This window comes from Kocuria marina (assembly GCA_014652975.1).
Taxonomy (GTDB): Bacteria; Actinomycetota; Actinomycetes; order Actinomycetales; family Micrococcaceae; genus Kocuria; species Kocuria marina.
Window position 1 is genome coordinate 944,418 of record BMZV01000001.1, and the last position, 24,944, is coordinate 969,361.

A 24,944-nucleotide genomic window follows, 5' to 3' on the forward strand; every position below is an offset into this window, starting at 1 on the left:
GGTGAGCGTGCGGCCCACCCGGGCTGCACAGCACGCACTCACCACGGGCTCGTGAGAGTCCCCGTGAGATGCTTTTCACCCCACTGAGTCTCGCATCCAGCGTCCACAGAATCCGGAGGTTCACATGGCTGGCGACACCGTCATTACAGTGATCGGAAATCTGACTGCAGACCCCGAATTGCGCTTCACGCCGTCCGGAGCCGCTGTGGCCAACTTCACCGTTGCGTCCACCCCGCGCGCCTTCGACCGGCAGAGCAACGAATGGAAGGATCAGGAGACCCTTTTCATGCGTTGCTCGGTGTGGCGTGAGGCTGCCGAGAACGTGGCGGAGTCCCTGACCAAGGGAACCCGCGTGATCGTCCAGGGCCGGCTCAAGGCACGCTCGTACGAGACCAAGGAAGGGGAGCGCCGCACCAGCACCGAGCTGGAAGTGGACGAGATCGGCCCCTCCATGAGGTACGCGACCGCCAAGATCAACCGGAACTCGCGCGGCGGAGGCAACTCCTACGGCGGGAACCAAGGCTTCGGCGGCGGTCAGGGCGGTTTCAACGACAACCAGGGTGGCGGCTTCGGCGGCAACCAGGGTGGCGGTAACCCCGGTGGTGGCAACCCCGGCGGTGGCAACCAGGGCGGCGGGTTCAACGGGAACCAGGGCGGCCGCGGGGGCCAGCAACCGCGTCAGCAGGGCAACGATCCCTGGGGTCAGTCCTCCGGTGGGAACTACGACTGGGGAACCGGCGCCGAGGACGAGCCCCCCTTCTAAACACAACCATTCCAACCCATCCCGCAGGTACGCCTGCGGGCTCCGCACCAGAAAAGGAGCACCACGATGGCCAAGGCTGAAATTCGCAAGCCGAAACCGAAGCAGAACCCGCTCAAGGCGGCCGACGTCACCGAGATCGACTACAAGGACGTCGCCTTGCTGCGTAAGTTCATCTCCGATCGCGGCAAGATCCGCGCTCGCCGCGTGACCGGCGTGTCCGTTCAGGAGCAGCGCAAGATCGCCCAGGCGATCAAGAACGCTCGTGAAGTGGCTCTGCTGCCCTACTCCGGCGCCGGCCGCTGATCAGAGAGGACTGAGAATTCATGGCAAAGATCATTTTGACCCAGGAAGTCTCCGGGCTCGGTTCCGCGGGTGACGTGGTGGACGTGAAGAACGGCTACGCCCGTAACTTCCTGTTCCCCCGCGGCTTCGCGACTCCGTGGACCCGCGGCGCCGAGAAGCAGATCGACTCCATCAAGCAGGCTCGTGCGGCCCGTGAGCTGTCCTCCCTCGAGGACGCCCAGGCTCTCGCCGCCAAGCTGACCTCCACCACCCTGACCGTCCCGGTCAAGTCCGGTGCCGAGGGTCGCTTGTTCGGTACGGTCCGCGCCGGGGACATCGCCTCCGCGGTCGAGACCGCCGGTCTGGGTTCCATCGACAAGCGTCGCGTGGACCTGACCCAGCGCATCAAGACCACCGGCGTGTACCAGGCCGTGATCCACCTGCACGAGGACGTCAACGCGAACGTGGAGTTCGAGGTCGTCCCCGCCTGATCGCACCTCGAGTGCATCCGGGCCCCTGAACTGTTCACGCGGTTCGCGGGGCTCGCGGGTGATGTATGAGAACCCCGTGGAACGCTCGTTCCACGGGGTTCTTGCCGTCCTCGGGCTTCCAGAGATCGCGCAGAGCACCGTGGGAGGATGGCGGTCATGATCATGAGCGCACGCAGGTTGAGCACGGGCCGCACGCTGTTCTGGGTGGCATTGGGGTGCGTGACATTGACCCTGGTGTTCTTCTTGGGGGCATTCCTCGCCGGCAATTCCTTGGCGCCGCGCGGTGCGGTGGCTGTCCTGGTGGCCGGCCTCATCCTGAGCGTAGTCGCGTCCCTTGTGGCATTGATTCTAGGCATTGCGGGCACCGTGGCCTTCTCGGCCCTGCGGGGCCGTTACGTTCTGGTGTTGCTCCTGGCCATCGTGACATCGCCCCTGCTCTGGCTGCTCTTCTTCGCGCTGCTCGGGTGAGTTACCCACAGCTGCGACGGGTTTTCCACAGATCTCTCCACAGCCTGTGCACAGCACTGCACGGCGTGTTCCACATGTTTTCCACGTACTTTTCCACAGGCCGTGGACGACGACGGCGCGCCACCGGGCCGCTCGTCGTCGTCTACTCAGCGCCCGGCTCTGCAACGAGCACGGGCGGCTATGAGGGTCGGAGAGCGGTGGGAGAATGAACGGGTGCGCCGCTCGAGGTGGGCGCATTCGTCTGCAAGGAAAGTGAGTGAGGGTGTCGGAATATTCGTCCGGGCCGCGCGAGGACTACGGCCGTACCATGCCGCACGATAACCAGGCCGAGCAGTCGGTGCTGGGCGGGATGATGCTCTCCAAGGACGCCATCGCGGACGTAGTGGAAGTGCTGCGGGGCGTGGACTTCTACAAGCCGGCGCACGAGAACATCTACGACGCCATCGTCTCCCTGTACGGGCGCGGCGAACCGGCGGACGCGATCACCGTGGGGGACGAGCTCACCAAGAACGGTGAGATTGAACGGATCGGGGGGATCGCGTACCTGCACTCGCTGATCGCATCCGTGCCCACGGCCGCCAATGCGGGGTTCTACGCGGAGATCGTGCGGGAACGCGCGGTGCTGCGGCGGCTCGTGGAGGCCGGGACCAAGATCGTGCAGCTGGGCTACGCGCACGACGGTGAAGTGGACGACATCGTCAACGAGGCCCAGGGCGAGATCTACCAGGTGGCCGAGCGGCGCACGGCGGAGGACTACGTCCCGCTCAAGGACGTCATGGAAGCCACCGTGGACGAGATCGAGGCCGCAGGCAACCGCTCCGGGATGCAGGGTGTGCCCACGGGGTTCATCGAACTGGACGAGCTCACCCACGGGTTCCAGGGCGGACAGATGATCGTGATCGCGGCGCGTCCGGCCATGGGTAAGTCCACGCTCGCCCTGGACGTGGCACGCTCCGCGTCCATCAAGCACAACATGACGTCCGTGATCTTCTCCCTGGAGATGAGCCGCAACGAGATCGCCATGCGCTTGCTCTCCGCGGAGGGCACCCTGAACATGCAGGACCTGCGCGCGGGCACCCTGCAGGACGAGCAGTGGGCCAAGATCGCGCAGATCATGGGCAAGATGAACGAGGCGCCCCTGTTCATCGACGACTCCCCCAACATGTCCCTGATGGAGATCCGCGCCAAGTGCCGCCGGCTCAAGCAGAAGCACGACCTCAAGCTCGTGGTGCTGGATTACCTGCAGCTCATGAGCTCTGGCAAGAAGGTGGAGTCCCGCCAGCAAGAGGTCTCCGAGTTCTCGCGTGCGCTCAAGCTGCTCGCCAAGGAGTTGGACGTGCCCGTGGTGGCGCTGTCCCAGCTGAACCGTGGTTCCGAGCAGCGCCAGGACAAGAAGCCGCAGGTGAGTGATCTGCGTGAATCGGGGTCAATCGAGCAGGATGCGGACATGGTCATCCTGCTGCATCGCGAGGACGTCTACGACAAGGAGTCCCCGCGCGCCGGTGAGGCGGACGTGATCGTGGCCAAGCACCGCAACGGTCCCACGAAGACCATCGTGGTGGCGTTCCAGGGCCACTACTCACGGTTCGCGAACATGGCGCTGGAGGGGTTCTAAAGTCTTCAGCTCCCCGTCTTGTGCTGCGTTCCGGGCGAGCCGAGCTGCGCCTTGCCTCCAACCTCCCACCCCCTGGGATCGCACCCACCTCGCCCGTAACCGGCCCGTCCCACTACGCTTTGTCGGTGCTTACCACTGAACAGGCTGCTTACAAACTCGCCTTCCAGATTGCGGACGCCCTGATCCGCAGCGGGGCCGGGTCCGCCAACACCACCAAGTCCGTGCTGTCGATTTTTAGCAAGACGGACCTGCGGGACGTCACGGTGAGCGTGGGCCTGGGGCAGGTGACGATCAGCCACCAGGATGCGCCGGACAAGGCGCCGAGCACTCGCGTGTTCGAGTCCCAGCCCGGAACCCTGGACATCCAGCTGCGCACGGACACGGGCGAGGTGCTGGAGGACTTCGTGCTCGGCCGGATTTCTGCAGAGGAGGGGATCCAGCGCATGGACGAGATCCTCGCGGAGTCCCGGCACATCGGCCACCGTCTGACGGTGACCGGTTTCGGGATGTTCGGTGTCGGGTTCGCTCTCATCCTGGGCGGAAGCTGGCCCACCGCCATCACGGCCGCGATCGTCTCCGCGATCGTGTACGGCGTCTACGCCCTCGTTCAGCGGATCAAGGCCCCGGAGGTCTTCAGCCTCGCGGCCGGGGGACTGACCGCAGTGCTCGGGGCCACTGTGGCAGGGGTCCTCTTCGACATCACCCAGACGGCGGTGTGCATCGTGGCAGCCCTGGCCGCGTGGCTCGCGGGGATTGCCGCGTACGGTGCGGTGCACGACGTCATCACCGGGTGGTACGTCTCCGCCTCCGGGCGCATCTTCGAGGCCATCACGAGCACTGCCGGTCTGGTGGCCGGTGTGACCATCGGGATCCACGCCATGCGGCCGCTCGTGGGGGACTCCGTGGACTACATCGAGACGCTGCAGATGGACGACTCCCGCTGGGCCCTCACCGTCCTTGGTGCCGCCGTGGTCTCCGCCGGTTTCGCGCTCGCCTCGGGTGGTCGTGGGTGGAAGCTGGCGTCCCTCGGTCTATTCGGCGGCCTGGTGCAGCTGGGGGTCCTCGCCATCACCGCCACGGGCATCAGTTCGTTCGGTGCCATTCTGATCGCCTCGATCGTCGCGGGCATCCTGAGCGTCACCCTCACCCGCGCCCTGAACCTGGCCTCGAACGCCACGCTCATGGTCGTCCTGCTCCCGCTGTTCCCGGGAATGCTCGTCTACCAGGGTGTCCTGGGCGTGATCTTCGGCCTCGAAGACGCCGGGGAGAACGTCCTCGAGGCTGCCATCACCGCGTTCTGCCTGTGCATGGGCGGCATGCTCGGGCAGTACGTGGCGTCCGAGGTCCTCTGGGCCGGGCGGCGTCGCCAGTTCAAGCGCCACCACCCGGGCCAGAAGTTCCGCCGCGAGATGGCGAACGAGGAGAACTTCAGCGACATCATGGTTCCCATCTTCTCCAAGCCCTTCACCAGCTGACGCGGGCGCAGATCAAGCTGGGGCGGTCCGCGCTGCGCGCCCGGCGGCGAGGTGGGTCCTGCCCGCGTCCGCCCCGCCGCGGAGGCCGCTACTTCCCCATGGCCTCGGCCACGCGCTCCACGAGTCCGCGCATTTTGGCGAGCGCGCGATCGGCGCGCTCCTCCGGGCTCATGGTCTCCTCCATCTGCCGGATGCCCTCGGGCTTGCGGCGCCCCAGCGTATAGTCGCTGCACGCCAGGTTCGAGCACACGTAGGTACCCACGGAGTTGTAGCGGTCCTTCGCGGTCTTGGAGCGCTGGATCGACACCAGTGAGACGCCGCTGGCCGGGTGCAACGTCAGGCAGATCTGACACATGCGTGCGCCACCGCTCGCCTTCTGCGCGCTCTTCTCGAGCACCAGCCCGCGCAACCCGTCCTTGGTCTCGACGACGACGTAGCCCGCCCGCGGTGACTTCGGGTCGTACCAGCCCAGGAAGATCTGGGACTCCCAGTCCCCGTGGAGCACGTCCTGCGGGATGTTGATGCGCTGCGCGGCGCCCTTGGAGCAGTTGACGAAGCTCTTGCGGATCTCGGTTTCTGTATGCGTATTCATGTTCTTTGGTCCTTCGAGGATGGCCTTTCCCTGCCTGCCACGTGCGGGTCAGGACGGCGCGCGGGCGCCCGGGTGTCAAGGGGCGCGGTGGGTGCGGGCGGCGTCGTCGTGCCGTGTGGTGCGGGAGGGCGACGGCGTTCGGCGCGCTCGTGGAGCGCGGTCGCCGCGGGGAGGTGGAAAGGGGTGGGTGAAAGCGCACGACGGGGTGGTCTTCACCCGCCGCGTCCGGTCAGCGCTGTCTAGTGCCGGCGGTGAAGAAGCCGGCAACCCCCTGACGCACGAAAGCCTCGTTCCTCCACGGCTGTGGATCTCGAAAACGTACGGGGACAGTTTAGATCCACCGTGGGGCTGCCCACCACCTGGCATCGGGTCGCCCAGAAGGGTATCCCGCTGGAGGTGAGCGTCAAGTTCCCATACTCGTAGAAGTCAAGAATTTACAAGTGGGTATTGCCTCCTTTCCCCGTGTTTCTAAGGGGCAGAGGCTCCGATGTTCAAATCTGTCTGATCCTCGGATAAATTTTGATACATGCAACCCATGGTCTTCCCCGAGGTCGATTTCGCGAGTGCGCTCGTGACGGATCTGTTCGCCCTGGAGCGGGTGCGCGTGGATTTTCGTACTGAGCACCTTGACGACCCTCTTGGCCTGGAGCTGCGCAGGCTGTTCCAAGGTCTCACGAGCGTCATGTCGGCACGCATCGAAGGGAACCGGACCACGGTGGCGGATGTCGTGGCCGAAGCCCGGCGGGCCGCGGCCACGGGACAGCCAGCAGCAGACGCCGTGCGAGAGATTCTGCAGCTGGAGCAGGCAACTGACTACATGGACGAGTTGGCAGCCGATGGAAGGCTGTCCCTGACTCATGGGCTGATCCGTGAACTCCACCAGCTCGCCGTGCAGGGACTCGAACGTGAGGGTGACGAGCACCCGGGCAGCTATCGAACAATCCCCGTCGGGATCGCTGGAGCGTCCCACGTCCCGCCCGCACCCGGGTCCGTCCAGGCGGACATGGACCAGCTCCTGGAGTTTGCAAACAAGGAAGTACCCGCACAGCACCAACTCCTCCAGATCGCGCTGGTCCACCACCGGTTCGTCTGGATACATCCGTTTGCCAATGGTAACGGGCGGGTCTCACGCCTGCTGACGTACGCCATGCTGAGCAACCAGGGCTACACCTCCAGGAGCGCCGCGCGTCCGCTCAACCCCACAGCAGTTTTTGGTGCCGACCGGCAGTCGTACTACGACCACCTCGCGGGAGCGGACTCCCTGAGCCCGGAGGGGGTGCTGGCCTGGGCCGGGTATGTGATCCACGGCCTCAAGGACGACATGGACAGGGTCAGTCGGCTTGCTGCCCCCCGCTTCATTTCCGAGGAGGTCGTGGGGCCCTCGGTCAATGCCGCCCTCGCGGCGGGGGAGCTCACGGAGACGGAGGCAGATGTGATCTACGCGGTGGCGCGCCAAGGGAAGGCCAAAGCGGGCGATCTCGAGGACGTGATCAAGGGGTCTCCGTCGAACAGGAGCCACCGTCTGCGCCGCATGGTTGAGTCCGGGTTGCTGCAGAAGATGTCAGGGCCGGGGCGGTACGTGGTGAGTCTGCATCGCAACGTTCTGACCAAGCACGTGGTGCGCCGCCTCAACCAGTTGGACATGCTCCCGGCTATCCTGCGTGACTGAGGTGCGGGACTGTCCACGCGACGGCAGGTGAGCGCACAATGCTCCAGTGCTGAGCACCTACCCTGGAGGCATGACTTCCTCCGCCACTGCCACCACATCCCTGGGCGTCCTACAGGAGGTTTTCGGGTACGACGCCTTCCGTGGGGAGCAGGCGGAGATCATCGAGCAGGTGGTGGGTGGCGGGGACGCCGTGGTGCTGATGCCCACCGGCGGCGGCAAGTCCCTGTGCTACCAGATCCCCGCACTGCTGCGGGACGGCACGGGCGTGGTGGTCTCCCCGCTGATCGCGCTCATGGCGGACCAGGTGGCCGCGCTCGAGGCCGTGGGTATCCGCGCCGCGTACCTCAACTCCACCCTGGAGCCCTACGAGGCGCAGGAGGTGGAGCGACAGCTTCTCGCCGGGGACATTGACCTGCTCTACATGGCCCCCGAACGGCTCATCCTGCCGCGCACCGTTGAGCTGCTGAAGCGCGCACCGATCGCCCTGTTCGCGATCGACGAGGCGCACTGCGTCTCCCAGTGGGGGCATGACTTCCGCCCCGACTACATGGGGTTGTCCGTGCTTGCGGACGCCTTCCCGGATGTTCCCCGCATCGCACTCACCGCGACCGCCACGCGGGCCACCCACCAGGAGATCACCGAGCGGCTGCGCATGGAGAACGCGCGGCACTTCGTCTCCAACTTCGACCGCCCCAACATCCAGTACCGGATCGAGTCCAAGGACCGTGCGAAGGACCAGCTGCTGCGGCTCATCCAGTCGGAGCACCCGGGGGAGGCGGGCATCGTCTACTGCATGTCCCGCAAGAGCGTGGAGTCCACTGCCGCGTGGCTCGGCGCCCGCGGGGTCGACGCCATGCCCTACCACGCGGGTCTCGACGCCGCAGTGCGCCAGGACACGCAGGTGCGGTTCCTGCGGGAGGAGGGAATCGTCGTCGTCGCCACGATCGCGTTCGGCATGGGCATCGACAAGCCGGACGTCCGCTTCGTCGCCCACCTGGACCTGCCCAAGAGCATCGAGGGGTACTACCAGGAGACAGGCCGCGCTGGCCGCGATGGTATGCCCGCAACGGCATGGATGGCGTACGGCCTGGGCGACGTGGTCAACCAGCGGCGCATGATCGACCAGGGAGACGGATCTGACCTGCACAAACGCAATGCGCGCTCGCACCTGGACGCCATGCTCGCCCTGTGCGAGACCACGGACTGCCGTCGTGTGCAGCTGCTGCGGTACTTCGGCCAGGACTCCGAGCCGTGCGGCAACTGCGACACGTGCCTGAACCCGCCCAAGGTCTGGGACGCCACCGTGCCCGCCCAGAAGCTGCTGTCCACGCTCATCAGGCTGCAACGCGAACGCGGTGAGCAGTTCGGTTCCGGCAAGGTCTTCGACATCCTGCTGGGCCGCAGCAACGAGCGCACGGAGGCGTCGCGCCACCAGGAGCTGAGCGTGTGGGGGGTCGGGCAGGACCTCTCCGAGCGGGAGTGGCGCTCGGTACTGCGGCAGCTGCTTGCCCGCCGGGTCGTGGAGGCCGTCGGTGATTTCGGCGTGCTCGTTCCCGGCCCGGAGGCCGGACCCGTGCTGCGCGGTGAGGGCACCCTGGAGCTGGCGGTGGACAGGGCGCCGACGGCGCGCGCGAACGGACGCGCCCGCAGCGGCGGGGGCAGCGGGCGCTCACGGGCCGCAGACACCCTGGACGAGGCCGCGAAGGAGACCTTCGAGGCGCTGCGGGAGTGGCGGACATCGGTGGCCAAGGAGAAGCAGATCCCGCCCTACATGGTGTTCTCGGACGCCACGCTCGTCGGCATCGTGGAGGCCGCCCCGGCCTCGACCGCGCAGCTCAGCGGCATCAGCGGAGTGGGCGCCAAGAAGCTCGCCGAATACGGGGACGCCGTGTTGGAGGTGCTGGGCTCCCCGGGGTCCTGACGGTGAGAACTGCCCCGGCCGTTCGGCGTCAGTCGGACGTGACGGAGGATATGCGGTCCACGATGGCCTCGGCCACCGCGGGGGCCTCCCGCTCGGGCAGCCAGTGTCCGGCATCGAGCTCGATGAACTCGTACGGCGCGTGCACGTACACCTCGGTCTCCTCCGCGGCCGTTCGGCCCAGGGCGGGATCCCGGTTGCCCCACACAAACGTGGTGGGCATCGTGATGATGCCGTTTCCAGCATTCTTACCGGTCACGCCGTCCTTGCGCAGCATGGCGCGGTACCAGTTGATGGGCCCGCGCAGGTCGTCCGCGGTGGCGAAGCGACGCTCGTAGCGTTCCGCGGCCTCCTCGGGGATGCCCGCACGGCGGGTGAGGGTTCCCACGCGACCGGCGAGCAGACGCTCCGGTGCGGCGGGGATCTGGAACATGCCGATGTACCAGGATTTCTTGAGCTGGTCCGGGGTCTTGAGCGCGTGCCCGAGCGCGGTGGGGTGCGGGGTGGACAGCACGGTCAGCGAGGTCACCCGCTCCGGTGCGCGCAGGGCGATGTCCCAGGCGAGCACCCCGCCCCAGTCGTGGCCCACCAGGTGGAACCGCTCCGCTCCGGCCTCGTCCGCGAGGGCCAGCGCGTCCGCGGAGAGCTCCTCGCGGCGGTACGCGGCCAGCTCGGTGGGTCGGGCGCCCGGGGAGTACCCACGCTGGTCCATGGCGAGAGTGCGCAGCCCCTGCGCGTTCAGCCGTTCGGCGACGTCGTCCCAGCCGCGGGCATCCTGCGGGAAACCGTGCAGCAACAGGACCACGGGGCCGTCCTCCGGGCCCTGGTCGAGAACGTCGAATGTGAGTCCCTGTCGCGTGAAGCTGGTGATTCGAGTCATGCCTCCACCCTATGGCGCACGGAGGGGCTCGTCAGCCGTGGCCCCGGACCTGGGGAGGGTCTGCGGCGGAGCGGGTCTAGAAGAACCCGATGACGCGCCCAATGATGGCCAGGACGGTGAACGGTGCCACGACCACGGCCAGTTCGATCAGCACGACCTTGCCCACGGCGCCCTCACCGGAGCGCTCGCGGTCGAGGTGCTCTCCGGGCGGGAGCCCGTGGTGCGGGTGCTGCGCGCGGCGGCCGCTCACCGGGAGCTGCCCGTGTACCTGTTGAGCCGCCAAGTGCGGTTCGTGGCCGTCACGCAGGAGGCGCACCGCCGGATCGCCGCGCGTCAGCTCGAGCAGCTGGAGACGGACCGCCGCATCCACGAGGTCTTCACCCAGCTGACCCTGGAGGCTGCCCCGGTCCAGCAGATCGTTGCGGAAGCCGCGCGGCTACTGGGTGCCGAGGTCGTGTGGCGGCGGCGTGCGGCGTCGTCGTCACTGGAGGACAGCGGGGGGACCGTTCCCGTGGCGGTCGCGGGGGAGACGGTCGGGTGGCTGTCCGCCGAGCCGCGGGGCGCCCGGCCCGCGTTGCGCGCCACCGTGCTGGAGCGGGCGGGGCAGGCGGTGGCGCTCACGCTGCTGTCCGAGCGCAGCCGCCGGAATGAGAAGCGCCAGGCGGAGACCGCCCTGCTGCACGAGCTTCGGCGCCCGTGGAACGTGGACGAGGACTCCGCGCGGCGGCGTGCGCACGAACTCGGGATCGGCGTGCTGCGCCACGGGGTGCTGAGCGAGGCGGCCCCGGCCGCGTGGCTGCCAGTGGTCGTGCGCTGGGAGCGCCCGGGGGCGGGTCCGCTGGGCGAGCACCAGGGCGGCGGCGCCGTGCTCGATGCGCTCGCGTGGGCGCTGGGCCGGGAGCGCACGACGGCGCTTGCTGGCCGTCTTGGCGCTGCCTCCGTGGCCGTGCTGGTGCCGCTGGCCGCGCGCACCCCTCAGGACGCCGTGGTGGAACGGGTGCTTACGGCGGCGGAGCAGCGCCTGGAGGGAGCGTGGCGGGTGCTCGCGGGGGTCTCCGATCCAGAGTCGGGGATGATCGGCGCGGCCGCCCGCCTGGACGAGGCCGGAATGATCGCGGAGGCCGCGGTGTCCCTGCTCGCGCGGGACGGTTGCGCGGAAGGTGGCCCCTCGCAGGACGGGACCGTGGCGGACCGCGCGGCACGGCAGGACGCCGCCCGGTCCGGTTCTGTGCGCTCCGGTTCCGCGTGGCGGCGGTGCTTCCGCGCACAGGACGTGCGGCTGCGCGGGCTGCTCGCGATGTTGCGCGGGGACGAGCGCGTGCAGATGTTCGCGCGCGCGGAACTCGGGAGCGTCCTGGACGTGGAGCGCCACGAGGACTGTGAGCTGTTGACGCAGTTCCTGGCGTGCGGCGGGAACAAGAGCCTGCTGGCCCAGCGGCTCCACCTCTCCCGCCCGGCGCTCTACGGGCGGCTGGCCCGGCTGGAACGCAGGCTGGGGGTGTCGCTGGACGATCCGGAGTCGCGGACGTTCCTGCACGTGGCGCTGCTGATCGCGGAGGTGGAGGGGTGCTGAGGACGGCCCGGGCGGCGTCGTGCGCTAGGACTCGGTGGGGTAGTCGCGCGGCCAGCTGTGGCCGAGGGTGGCCTCCACGCTCTCGTTGAAGCGGCGGGTGAGACGGGCCAGCGCGGTGACGTCCTCCTGCGGCCAGTCCGCAATGAAACGCTGGTAGGACTCGCGGCGGACCTCCAGTTCCTCCGCAAGACGGTGCACGCCCTCCTTGGTGGGTTGGTGCTTCTTGGCGACGCCGCCCTCAGGGTCCTTGATGCGCTCGATCAGACCGCTCTTCATGGCGGCTGCGACCTGCCGGTGGACGGTGGAGATGTCCAGACCGAAGGACTGGGCCAGCTCGGCCACGCTCATGGGGCCGCCGGCCTGCAGACGGGCGAGGAGCACGGTGGAGCTGCGGTCCAGCGCCTCCCGGCGGGACTGGGGTGGCGCTCCCTGGAGGGCGTATCTCGAGAGCAGCATGTTCTCGTAGACGAGTTCGCTCACTGAGTCATCGCTGTGCACGGTTCCATCCTTTCATCCCCGGGTGGACGGCTTCCGAGGGGCTGCCGCCGTGGCAACTCTCAACGGTAGGCGGGGCGGAAAGGCGGGGGAGCGGGGTCGTCGGCAAAAATTGCATAATACAAATCCTGGGGTAATATCTTGCACTATACAAACCCAAAAACTCCAGGAGGTGCCCGTGTCGGTCGACGCGAAGGACGACGTTCCCACAGGTCAACTGCCGGTTGTGGTGGAGCAGGCCACGCCCGGTCCCGCGCACTCGGCGGGCCCGGCACGGCTGGTCACGCCCACGTTCGTGGTGGCGTGGGTGGTCAACTTCCTGCAGTACCTGACCTTCTACATGCTGGTCACCACCATGGCGCTGTACGCCGTGAAGAGTTTTGCGGCCTCGGACGCCGTGGGCGGTTTCGCGTCCAGTGCGTTCGTGGTGGGGGCGACCATCGCGCGGCTGGTCTCCGGATACCTCGTGGACATCCTTGGCCGCCGGAAGATGCTGCTGATCGCGCTCGTGGTCGTGGTGGTCGCGTGCGCGCTGTACCTGCCTGCCGGGTCTCTGCCCGTGCTGATCGGGGTACGTCTGCTGCACGGTTTCGGGTACGCGTTCGCGAGCACCGCCGTGATGACGATTGCGCAGTCCGTGATCCCCGACTCCCGCCGCGGCGAGGGCACCGGGTACTTCGCGCTGGGCACCACGCTGGCCACTGCGGTGGGGCCCGCACTGGGGCTCTTCCTGGTGGGTTCGCTGAACTACACGTGGCTGTTCTGGACGACCCTCGTCACCGCCGTGCTCGGCCTGGTGCTGGGTGTCTTCCTGCGGGAGCCCCTGGTCAAGCGTGAAGCCCAGGCCAACCAGGAGGTGGACAAGCAGCGCGCCGCTTTCTCGCTCAGCGACATCGCCCACCCGGCAGTGCTGCCCATCGGCTCCTTCATGCTGGTGGTGGGCGTCTGCTACGCGGGCGTGATCACCTACCTCAACGCCTATGCCGAGGACCGCGGAGTCACCACCGGCGCCGCCCTGTTCTTCGTGGCGTACGCCGTGGCCATGCTGATCATGCGCCTAGTGCTGGGCAAGGTGCAGGACCAGCGCGGCGACAACGTGGTGGTCTACCTGGGCCTCGTCTGCTTCGCTGTGGCCCTGGGCATCCTGGCTGTGGCCAATCAGGACTGGCAGGTGGTCGTGGCCGGCGCCATGACCGGTCTGGGCTACGGCACCCTCATGCCGGCCGCGCAGGCCATCGCCGTAAGCGCGGTGCCCGCCCACAAGCTGGGCACCGGCATCTCCACGCTGCTGTTGCTCATGGACGTGGGCGTGGGCGTGGGTCCCGTGATTCTGGGTCTGTTGCTCTCCGCCGCCGGTTTCGGGGCCATGTACGCGGTTCTCGCCGTGCTGGTAGTCGTTGCCGCCGTGCTGTACCACGCGGTGCACGGCCGGCACCCGCACGCCAAGCGGGGGCGGCTCGTGGTGGACTGAGGTTCGCTCTTTCGGGGGCCCGTGGCGTGTGCCGCGGGCCCCTTTTGGTTGTGCGGCTGGGCGGGGGCGACGACGGTGCGTGGCCACGGGTACGCGCGGGACTGCTGCACGGATAGGTGACAGGTAGTAGTCACGCCGCCAGTGCGACGGTCGTGTTCACGATGGTCTCGAACCCAATGGGCGTCAAACAGCCTAGGCGGGCCTGGCGCCGACGCCGGTGGTAGGTCCGCTCGATCCAGGTCACGATCGCGATGCGCAGCTGCTCACGAGTGTTCCAGGAGCGGCGGTCGAGGACGTTCTTCTGCAGCAACGCGAAGAAGCTCTCCATGGCTGCGTTGTCTTTGCTGGACCCGACTCTGCCCATACTCCCGACCATGCGGTGCCGGCCCAGAGCACGCCGGAACTTCCGGCTTCGGAATTGAGATCCTCTGTCCGAATGCACCACGCAGCCGGCGACATCACCGCGCATCGCGACAGCGTCCTCAAGCGCCTGGACGGCCAAGCGGAACTTCATCCTCGAGTCGATCGAGTACCCGACGATCCGGCCGCTGAACACGTCCCTGATCGCGCAGAGATACAGCTTGCCCTCGGCGGTGCCGTGTTCGGTGATGTCGGTGAGCCACAGCTGGTTCGGGGCGTCAGCAGTGAAGACGTGCCGGGTCCTGCCGTGCTCGTCCACTACAGCACATAGGTCCTCGTGGACCGGCGGCCCGGGGCTCTTGCCGTTCTTGGCGCGTTTCTTGCCAAACGCCGGCCACCAGCCCTGTTGCGAACAGATCGACCACGCGGCCCGCCCGGTCATCACCTGACCTGCCTCGGCGGCCTCTTCGTGCAGGTACCGATACCCGAACTCCGGGTCGTCCCGGTGTGCGTCGAACAGCGCGTTCGCTCGGTGCGCCGCGGTCAGGTTGGCAGCGGTTACGGGCGCCTGCAGCCACCGGTAGTACTGCTGGCGGGCGATCTTGAGGACCCGGCACGTCACCGTGACGGGGATCCTGTCATCGGCCAGCTCGCGGTCGAGCGGGCACCTCATTTTCTCGGCAGATTCGCCTGGGACAGATAGGCAGCGGCCCGGCGCAGCACCTCGTTCTTTTGCTCGAGCAACCGGATCCGCTTTTTCGCCTCGCGCAGTTCGACATTTTCGGCCGCGGTTGTTCCGGGCCCAGCACCGGCCTCGACATCGGCCTGGCGCATCCAGTTACGTAAGCAGGACTCGGCGATCCCGAAGTCCGAAGCGATCTGCGTGATGCACTGGCCGGGTTCACGGTCGCGGGCGACGTTCACGACATCGTCGCGGAACTCCTGGGGGTAAGGGTTTGGCCACGGTGCTCATCCTCCCAGCGACACCTCACAGCGTCACAGATCAGATGCCACCAACCCATGCAGCAGTCCCGTGGACGAGAACATCTCCTAGGGCATCTCCGACTCATTTAGGCGGAAACCACTGGGCCGCTCCATAAACGGCGGGAAGTAAAATGCTGTGACTGGGTACCCCCCGGGGGTATACGGTTGATGCTATGAACACGCCCGCCACCACCCACCCCACCGATCACTCGGACTCCCTCTCGGGCCACGACATGCACGACCACGCCCCCTCCAACCACGCAGGCCACGACATGTCCAACATGGCCGCCAGCGCCACCCTCCACTGCCTCACCGGCTGCTCCATCGGTGAGATCCTCGGCCTGATCCTGGCCACCGTGTTCGGGTGGGGCAACGTCACCAGCACCGCCGTGGCCATCGCCCTGGCTTTCGTGTTCGGCTATGCCCTGTCCTCCCTGCCCCTGCTACGCGCCGGCATCAGCGTGGGTCGGGCCCTGCGTCTCGTGCTCGCCGCGGACACCGTCTCCATCCTCACCATGGAGGTCGTGGACAACCTCGTCATGTGGCTGGTCCCCGGCGCCATGGACGCCGGCCTGCTCGATGCCCTCTTCTGGGGCTCCATGGCCCTGTCCCTCGTGATCGCGTACTTCGCGGCATACCCGGTGAACAAGGCCCTGCTGCGCCGCGGCAAGGGCCACGCCATCACCCACCACGCCTCCGGTGGTGGCCCCATGGACAACCGCCCCCTGGCGTACGGCATCAGCGCGTTCATGCTGGGCGGCTTCGTCGCCTCCCTCGGTACCCTGCTGTAGGGCACCCTGCTGTAGGGAACCAGTGAAGCAGGGTTCCGCTGCCACCGCGCACTCCCACCAGAAACCCGCCCGTACCGGGGTCCAGCAACCCGGGCGGGCCCGCAGAAAGGATCCTTTCCCATGCGTCGACTTCCCCTCACCCTCGCCGGTCTCGCCATCCTGGTGACCGCCACCGCCTGTTCCGCCGGTTCCGATTCCGCGGACCACTCCGCCCACGAGGGCCACGAGACCAGCGCGACCTCCAGCGCGACGAGCCAGGCGACGTCGTCCTCCGCGAGTGGCACGCCCAGTGCGAGCCAGGGCGGGCACGAGCACATGCACGCCATGGACGGTGGCCCCGCCCCGGAGGGCATCACCGCCGCGGAGAAGCCCACCTACCCGGTGGGCACGCAGGTCACGCTGACCGCCGACCACATGGAGGGCATGAAGGGCGCCCCGGCCACTGTGGTGGGCGCTTACAAGACCGTGGCCTACGCCGTGAACTACACCCCCACGGACGGCGGACCCGAGGTCACCAACCACAAGTGGGTCGTCCAGGAGGAACTCCAGGGTGCCGGTTCCGAGCGCCTCGCGGACGGGACCGAGGTCACCATCGAGGCGGACCACATGCCCGGCATGAAGGGCGCCACGGGCACCGTTGCCTCCTCAACCACCCAGACGGTCTACATGGTGGACTACGAGGCGGACGGCATGACCATGACCAACCACAAGTGGGTCGTGGAGAAGGAGATGAAGCCCCGCGGCTGATTTCACCGCACCAAGCGTCATCTCCCGCCAACCTGCATGTTTTCGAATACTCTTGGCTTCATCTCCTCCGCTGCCGCGGATTCGGAGCGTGTCCATCCCCCCAGACACACGGAGCGCCCTCGTGAGCCCTGAACACCCGTCCGTCCTCGTTGCGGACGACGACCCCGACATTCGCGACCTCGTGGTCTTCAAACTGCAGCAGGCGGGATACGAGGTCCGGGCGGTGGAGGATGGCACCGCTGCGCTGAGCGCGCTGGAGGAAGGCATCCCAGACATCGTGGTGCTGGACGTCATGATGCCCGGTCTCAGCGGACTGGACGTGCTGCGCCAGATCCGTGCCACCGAGGCTCTGAAACACCTCAAAGTGGTCCTGCTGACCGCCCGAGCCAGGGACGCGGACGTGGACGACGGGTACAACACCGGTGCGGACGAGTACGTCACCAAGCCCTTCAGCCCCCGTGAGCTGCTGCACCGTGTGAACAGCCTCCTCGGCCGGGGGGCGGTGACCCGCAGTGGCGACCCCCACGGTGGTCTCCGCGCAGCTGCTGTCCTGGGTGCTGTGGGTTCTGGTATGGGCCGCGGCCCTGCTCCTCGCGACCGTCCTGGGAACGCGTGCAGGCCGGCAGTGGCGTGAACGCCGGGACGCGAAGCTGCTCGGTGAGTTGCGCCCCGCAATGCTCGAGGTCGCGTCCGGTGAGGACGACGACGCCTCCGCCCTGCGCCGCCTGACCGCGGTGCCCCGGCGCCGCGTACCGGTGGTGGACCGCGCCGTCTCCGCGATGCTCTCCAAGGTCAGGGGGGAGCCCGCCCGTGCTCTGGCCAGGGTGCTCGACGCCCACGGACGCGCCGAGTGGGCCATCGCGGGGCTCTCCTCCCACAGCGCGGTGCGCCGTGCCCACGCTGCCTGGACCCTCGGGCTGATGCGCGCTCGCGAGTCCGCGCCCCGGATCCTGCCCCTGCTCCAGGACCGTTCCGCGGACGTGGTGGTTGCTGCCGCCCGTGCCCTGGCGCTGCTCGGCGACGGCTCCGCGGCCCGCCCCGTGCTGCGCGCGGTGGCGCCGCGGCGTCGTCCCCGCGGACTGCCCAGCTGGGTGGCCGTGGAGTCCCTGTGCGCCTTCGACGACGCAGCGGCACCCGTGTTCGAGGAGGCCACCCTGCACCCGGACCCGGCGGTGCGCCACGTGGCGGCAACTGTGATCGGAGTGCGCCCCGTGCCAGGTGCCGCTCCCGTCGTGCGTGAGCGCCTGGCACAGGAGACCGACCCCCGGGCCCTCACCGCCTTCGTCGGCGCCCTGGGATGGGTGGGGGGAGCGCAGGACCTCGCCGTCCTGTCCGGGCTCGCCCGCCACCGGGACGAGAGCGTGGCGCTCGCCGCCGTGGAGTCCCTCGAACGGCTGGGTCTGCCCGCCTCCGTGGCGGCCCTGGGCCCCCTGGTCGAGGACACCCGGCCCCGGTTGGCGGAGCGGGCCGCGGTGGCTCTCACCGAACTGGGCCCTGCCGGGCGGGAGCGGCTGCTGGGCGCCCTGGACGGGGACACCCCTGCCGTGCACCCCGCCCGCTACGTGCTGCAGCTGAGCGCCATGAGAGGAGCCGGCCGTGGAGTGGTTTGAGCTGCTGCGCGGCGCTGTGGCCGGGATCCTGGCGTTCATTGCGGTGCCGGTGCTGATCTACTTCCTGCTGATCAACACGTCCTACCTGGTGATGATCGTCCTGGCGGCGGTGGACTTCGTGGCCTACCGCCGCCGGATCCCGTTCGCGGGGCGGGAGGAACTGATGCGCTCCCGCACCATGCCCGGCATCAGCGTGGTGGCACCCATGCACAACGAGGAGGTCGGCATCCGCGTGGCCGTGGAGTCCTTTCTGTCGCTGCAGCACCCGCGCCACGAGGTGATCGTGGTGGACGACGGCAGCACCGACAACGGTTTCGAGGTGCTGCGCCGGGCCTTCGACCTGGTGCCGGTGTCCCGGCAGATGCCCGAGGACGTTCCGGTGCGGGAGGCACCGACCAGCATTCACGTCCCACGGGACGGGCGGACCCGACTGACCGTGGTGCACAAGCGCAACTCGGGCCGCTCCGACTCCACCAATGTGGGCGTCAACCTGGCCCGCGAGGACCTGGTGCTGTTCGTGGACTCGGACTCCATCCTGGACCCCGGGGCGCTGCTGACGGTGTCCCGGCCCTTCATCGAGGACCCGATCTCCACGGTCGCCGCCGGGGGAGTGATCCGCGCCGTCAACGGGTGCCGCGTGAAGGGCGGCCGTGTCCTGGAGGTGCGCATGCCGGGCACGCCGCTCGCGGACATCCAGGTGATGGAGTACCTGCGAGCCTTCCACCTGGGACGCGCAGGCTGGTCCCGGATCAACGCGCTGCTGCTGATCAGCGGCGCGTTCGGTGTCTTCCGCCGGGATGCCCTCGTGGCGGTGGGAGGCCTGGACGCCTCGAGCATCGGTGAGGACTTCGAACTGGTGATGCGTCTGCACCGGACCTTCCGCAGGCAGCGTCGGCCCTACCGCGTCACCTTTCTCACGGAGCCCATCTGCTGGACGGAGGTCCCCAGCACCCTGCCCGTGCTGCGGCGGCAGCGGGCGCGCTGGCACCGGGGTCTGTGGGAGACCCTGTGGGCCTACCGGGACATGCTGTTCAACCCCCGCTACGGCCGGCTGGGTCTCGTGGCGGTTCCGTACTACTGGCTCTTCGAGCTGATCGCCCCGCTGCTGGAACTCGCCGGGCTGGTACTGATCGCCCTGGGCTTCGCGCTGGGACTCGTGTCCTGGCAGTACTTCCTGTTGTTCATGCTCGTGGCCTACGCGTATGCGATCATCGTGACCCTCGCGGCCGTGACGATCGAGGAGCTGAGCTACCACAAGTACCCCCGCTGGCGGGACCTGGGCATCACGCTGGGCGCGGTGGTCCTGGAGAACCTGGGCTACCGCCAGCTCACGGCGTGGTGGCGCATGGAGGGCTGGGTGGCTTCCCTGCTGGGGCGCCGCCAGCAGTGGGGCACCATGACCCGTTCGGGTTTCACGGAGGTGGATGGATGAGCGCCCGCTTCCTGGCAGTGACCCGCGTGCGGGACGGTGTCCGCCACCGCGGGGTGCGCGCCATCCTCCTGCAGGTGCTCGCCCTGTTGTGCCTCGCACTGCTCTTCACCGGCGCCACCGCACTGTGGGGACTGCACACGGTGCAGCAGAACGTGGCCGCCACGCGCACCACCATCACACCCCTGATGGATGCCACGCACCAGCTGGAGGCCACGCTGCTGCGCGCCCAGACGGCCGCGCGGGGCTACTCGGTCAGCGGAGACCAGGCTTTCGCGCGGGAGTACGCTGAGGCCACTGCGGACCTCACTGCAGCCCAGGACGTCCTGGGTGAGGTGGCGGCCGGGCGGCTGCCGCAGCTGCGGTCCTTGAACGAGTCCGTGGACACGTGGCTCGGCCTCACTCGGGAACCAGGGGGGGGACACCCCGCGGAGATCTCTGGACCTGCCCCCTACGACATCCGCCATGGACCGGGCCCTCGGCACACTGGAGGACGTCCGGGCGGACGCCTCCCGCCTGCGGGAGCAGCGCAGAGCGGATCTGAACCGGTCCATGACCCTGGCCGCGGCCGCCGTGGTGACTGCCGCGATGCTGTCGATCGCGGTGGCGTTCCTCGCCCTGGGCCGCGCGGACCGCGCCCTCGGGGCGCCGCTGCTCGCGCTGCAGTGCACGGTGGCGAGGCAGCGCGCGGGCGATCACGACGCCGTCGCGGAAACCTCCCATGGCGCTCTTGAAGTGGTGGGCCTCGCCGCGTCCTTCAACGCCTTCACCCGCGAGGCCCGGGACGTGGCGGAGCAGCGGGAGCGCACCCTGGAGCAGCTCACGGAGCTCAACCGCCAGAAATCCGTGTTCGTCTCCACCACCAACCACGAGCTGCGAACCCCGCTCACGTCCATCAGCGGCTATGTGGAGATGCTCCAGGACGGGGACTTCGACAGTGTCGGCCCGGAACAGGCCCGCGTGCTGGAAGTGGTGCGGCGCAACACGGAACGGCTGCGGCTGCTGATCGAGGACCTGCTGCTGATCAACAAGCTGGACCGGGACCAGGAGAACCGCTCGGCGCGCCACTGTGTGCTGGACCTCGCAGAGTGCGTGTCCGGGGTGGTCACCAATCTCGTTCCCCAGGCCGCGGCGGGCGAGGTGACCGTCCACGCGGACACGGACGGTTCGTGGCCCGTGTTCGGGGACCGGGACCGTCTGGAGCGGGCCGTCACCAACGTGGTGGGTAACGCCATCAAGTTCACCCCGCCCCACGGTGCCGTCTCGCTGACGCTGGAAGGCACGCCCGATGGCACGGGAGTCCGCCTGACGTGCACGGACACCGGGATGGGCATTCCCGAGAAAGAGGTGGGGTCCCTCTTCACGAGCTTCACCCGGGCCTCCAACGCCACGGCCCAGCAGGTGCCCGGAACGGGACTGGGGCTCGTGATCATGCGCACCATCGTGGAGCAGCACGGGGGGTCCGTGGCCCTGGAGTCGGTGGAGGGGGAAGGCACCACTGTCACGCTGAATCTCCCCCTGGCGACCCAGCGGAGCGAACCGGTGCAGCGGGTTGTGGCTACCGATGCTCCGTGATGCTCTCCTGAATGAGAATTGTTCGCAACCATGAGGTTCCGTGAAGGTTTGCACCTCGCTCCGCTCCCTCAAGCAGATTCCGGCTCGCAGGTGGTCCGCCGCCGGGGCAAGACCGATGTGATCAACAGGAAGAATCGGCGCATGAAGGCTCGTTAGGGCTAAGCCGCGCGCGGGGCGCCCCCGGGAGCCGGTCCGTGCGGCGTCGGCGGTCACCGTGGGGTGCGTAAATTACTCCTGGGCTGCCCCATGTGACGAGCAACCGGGGGTAGCGTCCGCTGGGCGCGAATCCTTGCTGTGGCAAACGTTTGTGCATGCCACTATGGCGACATGGCTACTACCGATTCCACCAGCACCCAAATTCAGCTCGTCTCCCGCCCCGAGGGGTGGCCCGAGCACGAGAACTTCCGCACCGTCACCGTGGACCTGCCGGAGCTGCAGGACGGAGAGGTGCGCGTGCGCAACGAGTTCATGTCCGTGGACCCGTACATGCGCGGGCGCATGCGGGACGAGAAGAGCTACGTCCCACCGTTCGCCCTGAACGAGACCATGACCGGCGGCGCCATCGGCCGCGTGGTCGAGTCCCGCTCCGAGGATCTCCCCGAGGGCACCCCCGTGCTGCACCAGTACGGCTGGCGCGACCTCGCCCAGGGATCTGCCAAGGATTTCACCAAGGTCGAGGAGCTGCCCAACGCCGAGCTGTCCGTGTACCTGGGCGTGCTGGGCATGACAGGGATGACTGCGTATACCGGGCTCACCCGCATCGCCGGGCTGAAGGAGGGGGACCGCGTGTTCGTTTCCGGTGCCGCCGGCGCCGTGGGCTCCACCGCGGGTCAGATCGCCAAGCTGTTGGGCGCCTCCTACGTGATCGGTTCCGCCGGCTCGGACGAGAAGGCCCGGATGCTCACCGAGAAGTACGGCTTCGACAAGGTGCTCAACTACAAGGATGCCCCCATCCGTGAGCAGCTGGCCGATGCTGTGGGTGAGGATGGCGTGGACGTGTACTACGACAACGTGGGCGGCGACCACCTGGAGGCGGCTCTGGACGTGCTCAACCGTCACGGCCGTGTGGCCGTGTGCGGCGCGATCAGCCAGTACAACTCCACCGAGCGCCCCTGCGGCCCGGACAACATGGGCAACATCATCAAGAACTCCCTCATGCTGGAGGGCTTCACCATGGGTGACCACACTGACGTCGCCCAGGAGTACCGCCAGCGGATGGGTGAGTGGTTCACCTCCGGCAAGGTCACCCACGATGAGACCGTGGTGGAGGGCATCGACCACGCCGTGGACGCGTTCCTGGACATGATGAAGGGCGCGAACAAGGGCAAGATGGTCGTCAAGATCTGAGTGACGTCCTCGCCGCGTGGCTGCGCGGCACTGTGACCGTCGTCGAGGAACCGCTCCGCTGCTCTGCGTGGCGGTTCCTCTCCATATCATGGCCGCGTCCGAGCTGCTCCCCGGCGCCCCACGAGAGGAAACCGTGCCCCGACACCCTCTGCCGCATCGCGTGAGACCCGTGCAGATGCTGCGCGCGCTGCATGCTGAACCCGGTCTCGCGGCGCTGCTCGGGGACTGGATGCACGGGGACGCGGTGATCGGCATCCGGCCCGCGCGCGTGCTCGGTGCGGACGAGGACCCGTTCGCCGCTCTGGGTTCCGCGGACGACGACGATCCTCCCGCCGTGGCGCGTGCCGCCCCGCCCAGCACGGGCGGGAACCGGCACGATCTCTGCGTTCTGACTCGCCCCTGCGCCGAGCCACCCGCCGCCGATCCCGCCCGCTTCGGCGGCGGGTGGCTCGGCTATCTGGGGTACCAGCTCTCACGTCGCCTGGAGTCGCTCCCGCCCGCACCTCCGCACTCGGGCGGTCTGCCGGAGCACCACCTGGCGCGCTACGACCACGTCCTGGTGCACGACAGCGCGGCGGAGCGCTGGTTCTGTGAGTCCCTGCCCGGTGCGGACCCTGCCCGGGTGGCTGAGACGATCGCGGCGGTGGAGCGGGCGCTCGGGGCCGGCCCGGCGTCCTCGTCCGGGGCGTCCGCGCCGCGCTCGTACCGGTGCGGGCCGTTCGAGGCCGCCGTGACCGGCGCGGCCCACGCCAAGGCGGTGCGGCGCGCGCTGGCGCACATCCGGGACGGGGACATCTTCCAGGCGAACATCTGCCGAGAGCTCACAGCGGCATTCGACGGTGACCCACTGGACCTGTTCTGCACCGGGTACGAGCGGCTGCGGCCGCGTTTCGCCGGGTTCTTGCGCGTGCCGGGCGGCGCGGTGGCCAGCTTCTCGCCCGAGCTCTACCTGCGTCGGACGGGCACCGCCGTGCTCACGTCCCCGATCAAGGGCACCGCGCCCGCGGACTCGGACCCCCGCGAGCTGCACGCCTCCGCCAAGAACCGCGCCGAGAACGTGATGATCGTGGACCTCATGCGCAACGACCTCTCCCGCGTGTGCGTCCCCGGCTCCGTCCTGAGCCCCGCCGTGCCGCGCGTGGAGCCGCACACGGGCGTCCACCACCTGGTCGCGGATGTCCACGGCACGCTGCGCCCCGGGCTCGACGACGCCGCCCTCATGCGTTCCACGTTTCCGCCCGGTTCGTGCACGGGGGCGCCGAAGGTCAGGGCCACCGAGATCATCAACGCCCTGGAGACCACCGCGCGGGGCGTCTACACCGGTGGGATCGGGTACGCGAGTCCCGTGGCGGGGCTGGCCATGAACGTGGCCATCCGTACGTTCGAGTTCTCGGGCGCCACGGTGCGCCTGGGTGTGGGCGGCGGGATCGTCGCTGACTCGGACCCGGACGGGGAGGCGTTCGAGACCCTCGTGAAGGCCGCCCCGCTGCTGGATGCGGTCGGCGCCCGCTTCGGGCCCGAGCTGTCCCGGGAGTGGCGTGAGCACGCGGAGTCCTCGGAGGTGGCGACCCCGGCGTGCGTGGGAGGCGGTGGGGCACCGTCGCGCACGGCAGCCTCGCTGCGGGACGCGTCCGTGATCCGCTCGACCCCCGACCCCTCCCTGGGGGTCTTCACCACGATGCTCGTCCGCGAGGGGCGCCCCGAGCAGCTGGTGGAGCACCTGGCAAGGCTCGGGAGCAGCGTGCGGGCGTGCTTCTCCCATGAGCTGCCGGGCGCGCTCGCAGAGCAGGTCCGCCAGCGTGCTGCCGGATTGGATGGCCCGCACCGGCTGCGGGTCACGGCAGTTCCGGACGCTGGGAGTCTGTGTCTCGAGATGACCCACGCCCCGCTGAACCCTCCCGGCGCGGCCCCTCCCGTGGATCCGTGGGTGCTGCGCCCGGTGGTGGTGCCCGGCGGGTGGGGCCGTCACAAGTGGGCGGACCGCCGCGACCTGAACACGACACCCGGTCCGTGGTCACCGGTGTGTGACCCGCTGCTGGTGGACCAGGGTGGCACGGTGCTGGAGACCGGGCGTGCAAATGTGTTCGTGGTGCGCGGTGGTGTGGTCACCACCCCGCCCGTTGACGGCCGGATCCTGCCCGGGGTGATGCGCGCCCGGGTGCTCCCGACCCTGCGGGCCGCCGGGTACGAGGTCCGTGAACAGGACATCACTCTCACGGACATCGCTGGGGCGTCGGAGGTGTTCGTGACCAACGCCCTGCGGGGTGCCCGACCCGTGGGGGAGATCCACGGTGTGGGTGCGTGGGCCCCTGGGCCCGTGACGGCGTGGGTGCAGCGCGCGCTCGCGGACGCCCCGTGACGAACGGGCGGCATCGCCCCCATTGACACGACCCGGTGAGGTGAGGATGC

Annotated in this window: 23 protein-coding genes and 2 pseudogenes; 20 read left to right on the top strand and 5 right to left on the bottom strand. The window is 68.5% G+C overall.

Translation table 11 applies throughout. The features are described from left to right. Positions 1-124 precede the first annotated feature (124 nt). The 6 genes from IE157_RS04365 to IE157_RS04390 all read left to right on the top strand — a co-directional run bounded on the left by IE157_RS04365 (position 125) and on the right by IE157_RS04390 (position 5,094). Positions 125-763, top strand: coding sequence for a single-stranded DNA-binding protein (locus IE157_RS04365; RefSeq protein ID WP_193519212.1), 639 nt, complete (start codon positions 125-127; stop codon positions 761-763). A gap of 66 nt (positions 764-829) precedes the next feature. Next, positions 830-1,066, top strand: coding sequence for a 30S ribosomal protein S18 (gene rpsR, locus IE157_RS04370; protein ID WP_012399405.1), 237 nt, complete (start codon positions 830-832; stop codon positions 1,064-1,066). 20 nt (positions 1,067-1,086) lie between these two features. Further along, complete coding sequence (gene rplI, locus IE157_RS04375; RefSeq protein ID WP_035962847.1) at positions 1,087-1,536, top strand: 50S ribosomal protein L9; 450 nt, start codon at positions 1,087-1,089, stop codon at positions 1,534-1,536. Between the two features lie 156 nt (positions 1,537-1,692). Further along, on the top strand, positions 1,693-2,004 hold the full coding sequence (locus IE157_RS04380; protein ID WP_193519213.1) for a hypothetical protein: 312 nt from the start codon (positions 1,693-1,695) through the stop codon (positions 2,002-2,004). Positions 2,005-2,311: 307 nt separating this feature from the next. Then, a complete protein-coding gene (gene dnaB, locus IE157_RS04385; protein ID WP_231885474.1) occupies positions 2,312-3,619 on the top strand; it encodes a replicative DNA helicase in 1,308 nt (435 codons plus the stop codon). 125 nt (positions 3,620-3,744) lie between these two features. After that, a complete protein-coding gene (locus IE157_RS04390; protein ID WP_193519214.1) occupies positions 3,745-5,094 on the top strand; it encodes a threonine/serine exporter family protein in 1,350 nt (449 codons plus the stop codon). 88 nt (positions 5,095-5,182) lie between these two features. Here IE157_RS04390 and IE157_RS04395 read toward each other — a convergent pair whose 3' ends face one another. Next, positions 5,183-5,686: an FBP domain-containing protein gene (locus IE157_RS04395; protein WP_193519215.1), complete on the bottom strand. Its 504-nt coding sequence runs from the start codon at positions 5,684-5,686 to the stop codon at positions 5,183-5,185. 526 nt (positions 5,687-6,212) lie between these two features. On the opposite strand from IE157_RS04395, the gene IE157_RS04400 reads away from it, so the two are divergent. Both IE157_RS04400 and recQ read left to right on the top strand, forming a co-directional pair. Continuing rightward, positions 6,213-7,355 (top strand): Fic family protein, encoded by a 1,143-nt coding sequence (locus IE157_RS04400; RefSeq protein ID WP_193519216.1) that lies wholly within the window; start codon positions 6,213-6,215, stop codon positions 7,353-7,355. A 70-nt stretch (positions 7,356-7,425) separates the two neighbouring features. After that, positions 7,426-9,276: a DNA helicase RecQ gene (recQ, locus tag IE157_RS04405; protein WP_193519217.1), complete on the top strand. Its 1,851-nt coding sequence runs from the start codon at positions 7,426-7,428 to the stop codon at positions 9,274-9,276. A gap of 28 nt (positions 9,277-9,304) precedes the next feature. Here the strand turns inward: recQ and IE157_RS04410 are convergent, their stop codons facing one another. Together IE157_RS04410 and IE157_RS04415 are read right to left on the bottom strand one after the other, a co-directional pair. Next, positions 9,305-10,153, bottom strand: coding sequence for an alpha/beta fold hydrolase (locus tag IE157_RS04410; RefSeq protein ID WP_193519218.1), 849 nt, complete (start codon positions 10,151-10,153; stop codon positions 9,305-9,307). Between the two features lie 76 nt (positions 10,154-10,229). After that, on the bottom strand, positions 10,230-10,436 hold the full coding sequence (locus IE157_RS04415; RefSeq protein WP_193519357.1) for a hypothetical protein: 207 nt from the start codon (positions 10,434-10,436) through the stop codon (positions 10,230-10,232). On the opposite strand from IE157_RS04415, the gene IE157_RS04420 reads away from it, so the two are divergent. Then, on the top strand, positions 10,416-11,726 hold the full coding sequence (locus IE157_RS04420) for a PucR family transcriptional regulator (RefSeq protein WP_318281305.1): 1,311 nt from the start codon (positions 10,416-10,418) through the stop codon (positions 11,724-11,726). The genes IE157_RS04415 and IE157_RS04420 overlap by 21 nt on opposite strands. Before the next feature lie 24 nt (positions 11,727-11,750). Here the strand turns inward: IE157_RS04420 and IE157_RS04425 are convergent, their stop codons facing one another. Beyond that, positions 11,751-12,224, bottom strand: a complete 474-nt coding sequence (locus IE157_RS04425; RefSeq protein WP_193519219.1) for a MarR family winged helix-turn-helix transcriptional regulator — start codon at positions 12,222-12,224, stop codon at positions 11,751-11,753. Between the two features lie 175 nt (positions 12,225-12,399). Here IE157_RS04425 and IE157_RS04430 point away from each other — a divergent pair, with 175 nt between their 5' ends. After that, a complete protein-coding gene (locus IE157_RS04430; RefSeq protein WP_318281306.1) occupies positions 12,400-13,692 on the top strand; it encodes an MFS transporter in 1,293 nt (430 codons plus the stop codon). A 130-nt stretch (positions 13,693-13,822) separates the two neighbouring features. Here the strand turns inward: IE157_RS04430 and IE157_RS04435 are convergent. Beyond that, a protein-coding gene (locus IE157_RS04435; RefSeq protein ID WP_318281307.1) for an IS3 family transposase occupies positions 13,823-14,976 on the bottom strand; the annotation gives its coding sequence in 2 pieces (ribosomal slippage) (positions 13,823-14,740 and positions 14,743-14,976; 1,152 coding nt in all). Between the two features lie 233 nt (positions 14,977-15,209). Here IE157_RS04435 and IE157_RS04440 point away from each other — a divergent pair. The 10 genes and pseudogenes from IE157_RS04440 to IE157_RS04480 all read left to right on the top strand — a co-directional run bounded on the left by IE157_RS04440 (position 15,210) and on the right by IE157_RS04480 (position 24,894). Then, positions 15,210-15,827, top strand: a complete 618-nt coding sequence (locus IE157_RS04440; protein WP_229568112.1) for a DUF4396 domain-containing protein — start codon at positions 15,210-15,212, stop codon at positions 15,825-15,827. A 120-nt stretch (positions 15,828-15,947) separates the two neighbouring features. Further along, positions 15,948-16,574, top strand: coding sequence for a YdhK family protein (locus IE157_RS04445; RefSeq protein WP_064845462.1), 627 nt, complete (start codon positions 15,948-15,950; stop codon positions 16,572-16,574). 121 nt (positions 16,575-16,695) lie between these two features. Then, complete coding sequence (locus IE157_RS04450) at positions 16,696-17,208, top strand: response regulator transcription factor (protein ID WP_318281308.1); 513 nt, start codon at positions 16,696-16,698, stop codon at positions 17,206-17,208. After that, a complete protein-coding gene (locus IE157_RS04455; protein WP_318281338.1) occupies positions 17,129-18,184 on the top strand; it encodes a HEAT repeat domain-containing protein in 1,056 nt (351 codons plus the stop codon). The genes IE157_RS04450 and IE157_RS04455 overlap by 80 nt, the downstream gene beginning before the upstream one ends. After that, the gene (locus IE157_RS04460; RefSeq protein ID WP_193519222.1) at positions 18,171-19,616 is read left to right on the top strand and encodes a glycosyltransferase family 2 protein; all 1,446 of its coding nucleotides are present in this window, start codon (positions 18,171-18,173) and stop codon (positions 19,614-19,616) included. The genes IE157_RS04455 and IE157_RS04460 overlap by 14 nt, the downstream gene beginning before the upstream one ends. 185 nt (positions 19,617-19,801) lie before the next feature. Further along, positions 19,802-19,945 (top strand): annotated as a pseudogene (locus IE157_RS13070) (CHASE3 domain-containing protein); the annotation flags it as partial. Between the two features lie 133 nt (positions 19,946-20,078). Then, complete coding sequence (locus tag IE157_RS04465; RefSeq protein ID WP_318281309.1) at positions 20,079-21,188, top strand: sensor histidine kinase; 1,110 nt, start codon at positions 20,079-20,081, stop codon at positions 21,186-21,188. A gap of 40 nt (positions 21,189-21,228) precedes the next feature. Continuing rightward, positions 21,229-21,344: pseudogene (locus IE157_RS04470) on the top strand (ribosomal protein bL36). A 171-nt stretch (positions 21,345-21,515) separates the two neighbouring features. Further along, positions 21,516-22,535 (top strand): NADP-dependent oxidoreductase, encoded by a 1,020-nt coding sequence (locus IE157_RS04475; RefSeq protein WP_193519223.1) that lies wholly within the window; start codon positions 21,516-21,518, stop codon positions 22,533-22,535. Between the two features lie 175 nt (positions 22,536-22,710). Beyond that, positions 22,711-24,894, top strand: a complete 2,184-nt coding sequence (locus IE157_RS04480; RefSeq protein ID WP_318281339.1) for a bifunctional anthranilate synthase component I family protein/class IV aminotransferase — start codon at positions 22,711-22,713, stop codon at positions 24,892-24,894. Positions 24,895-24,944: the final 50 nt, after the last annotated feature.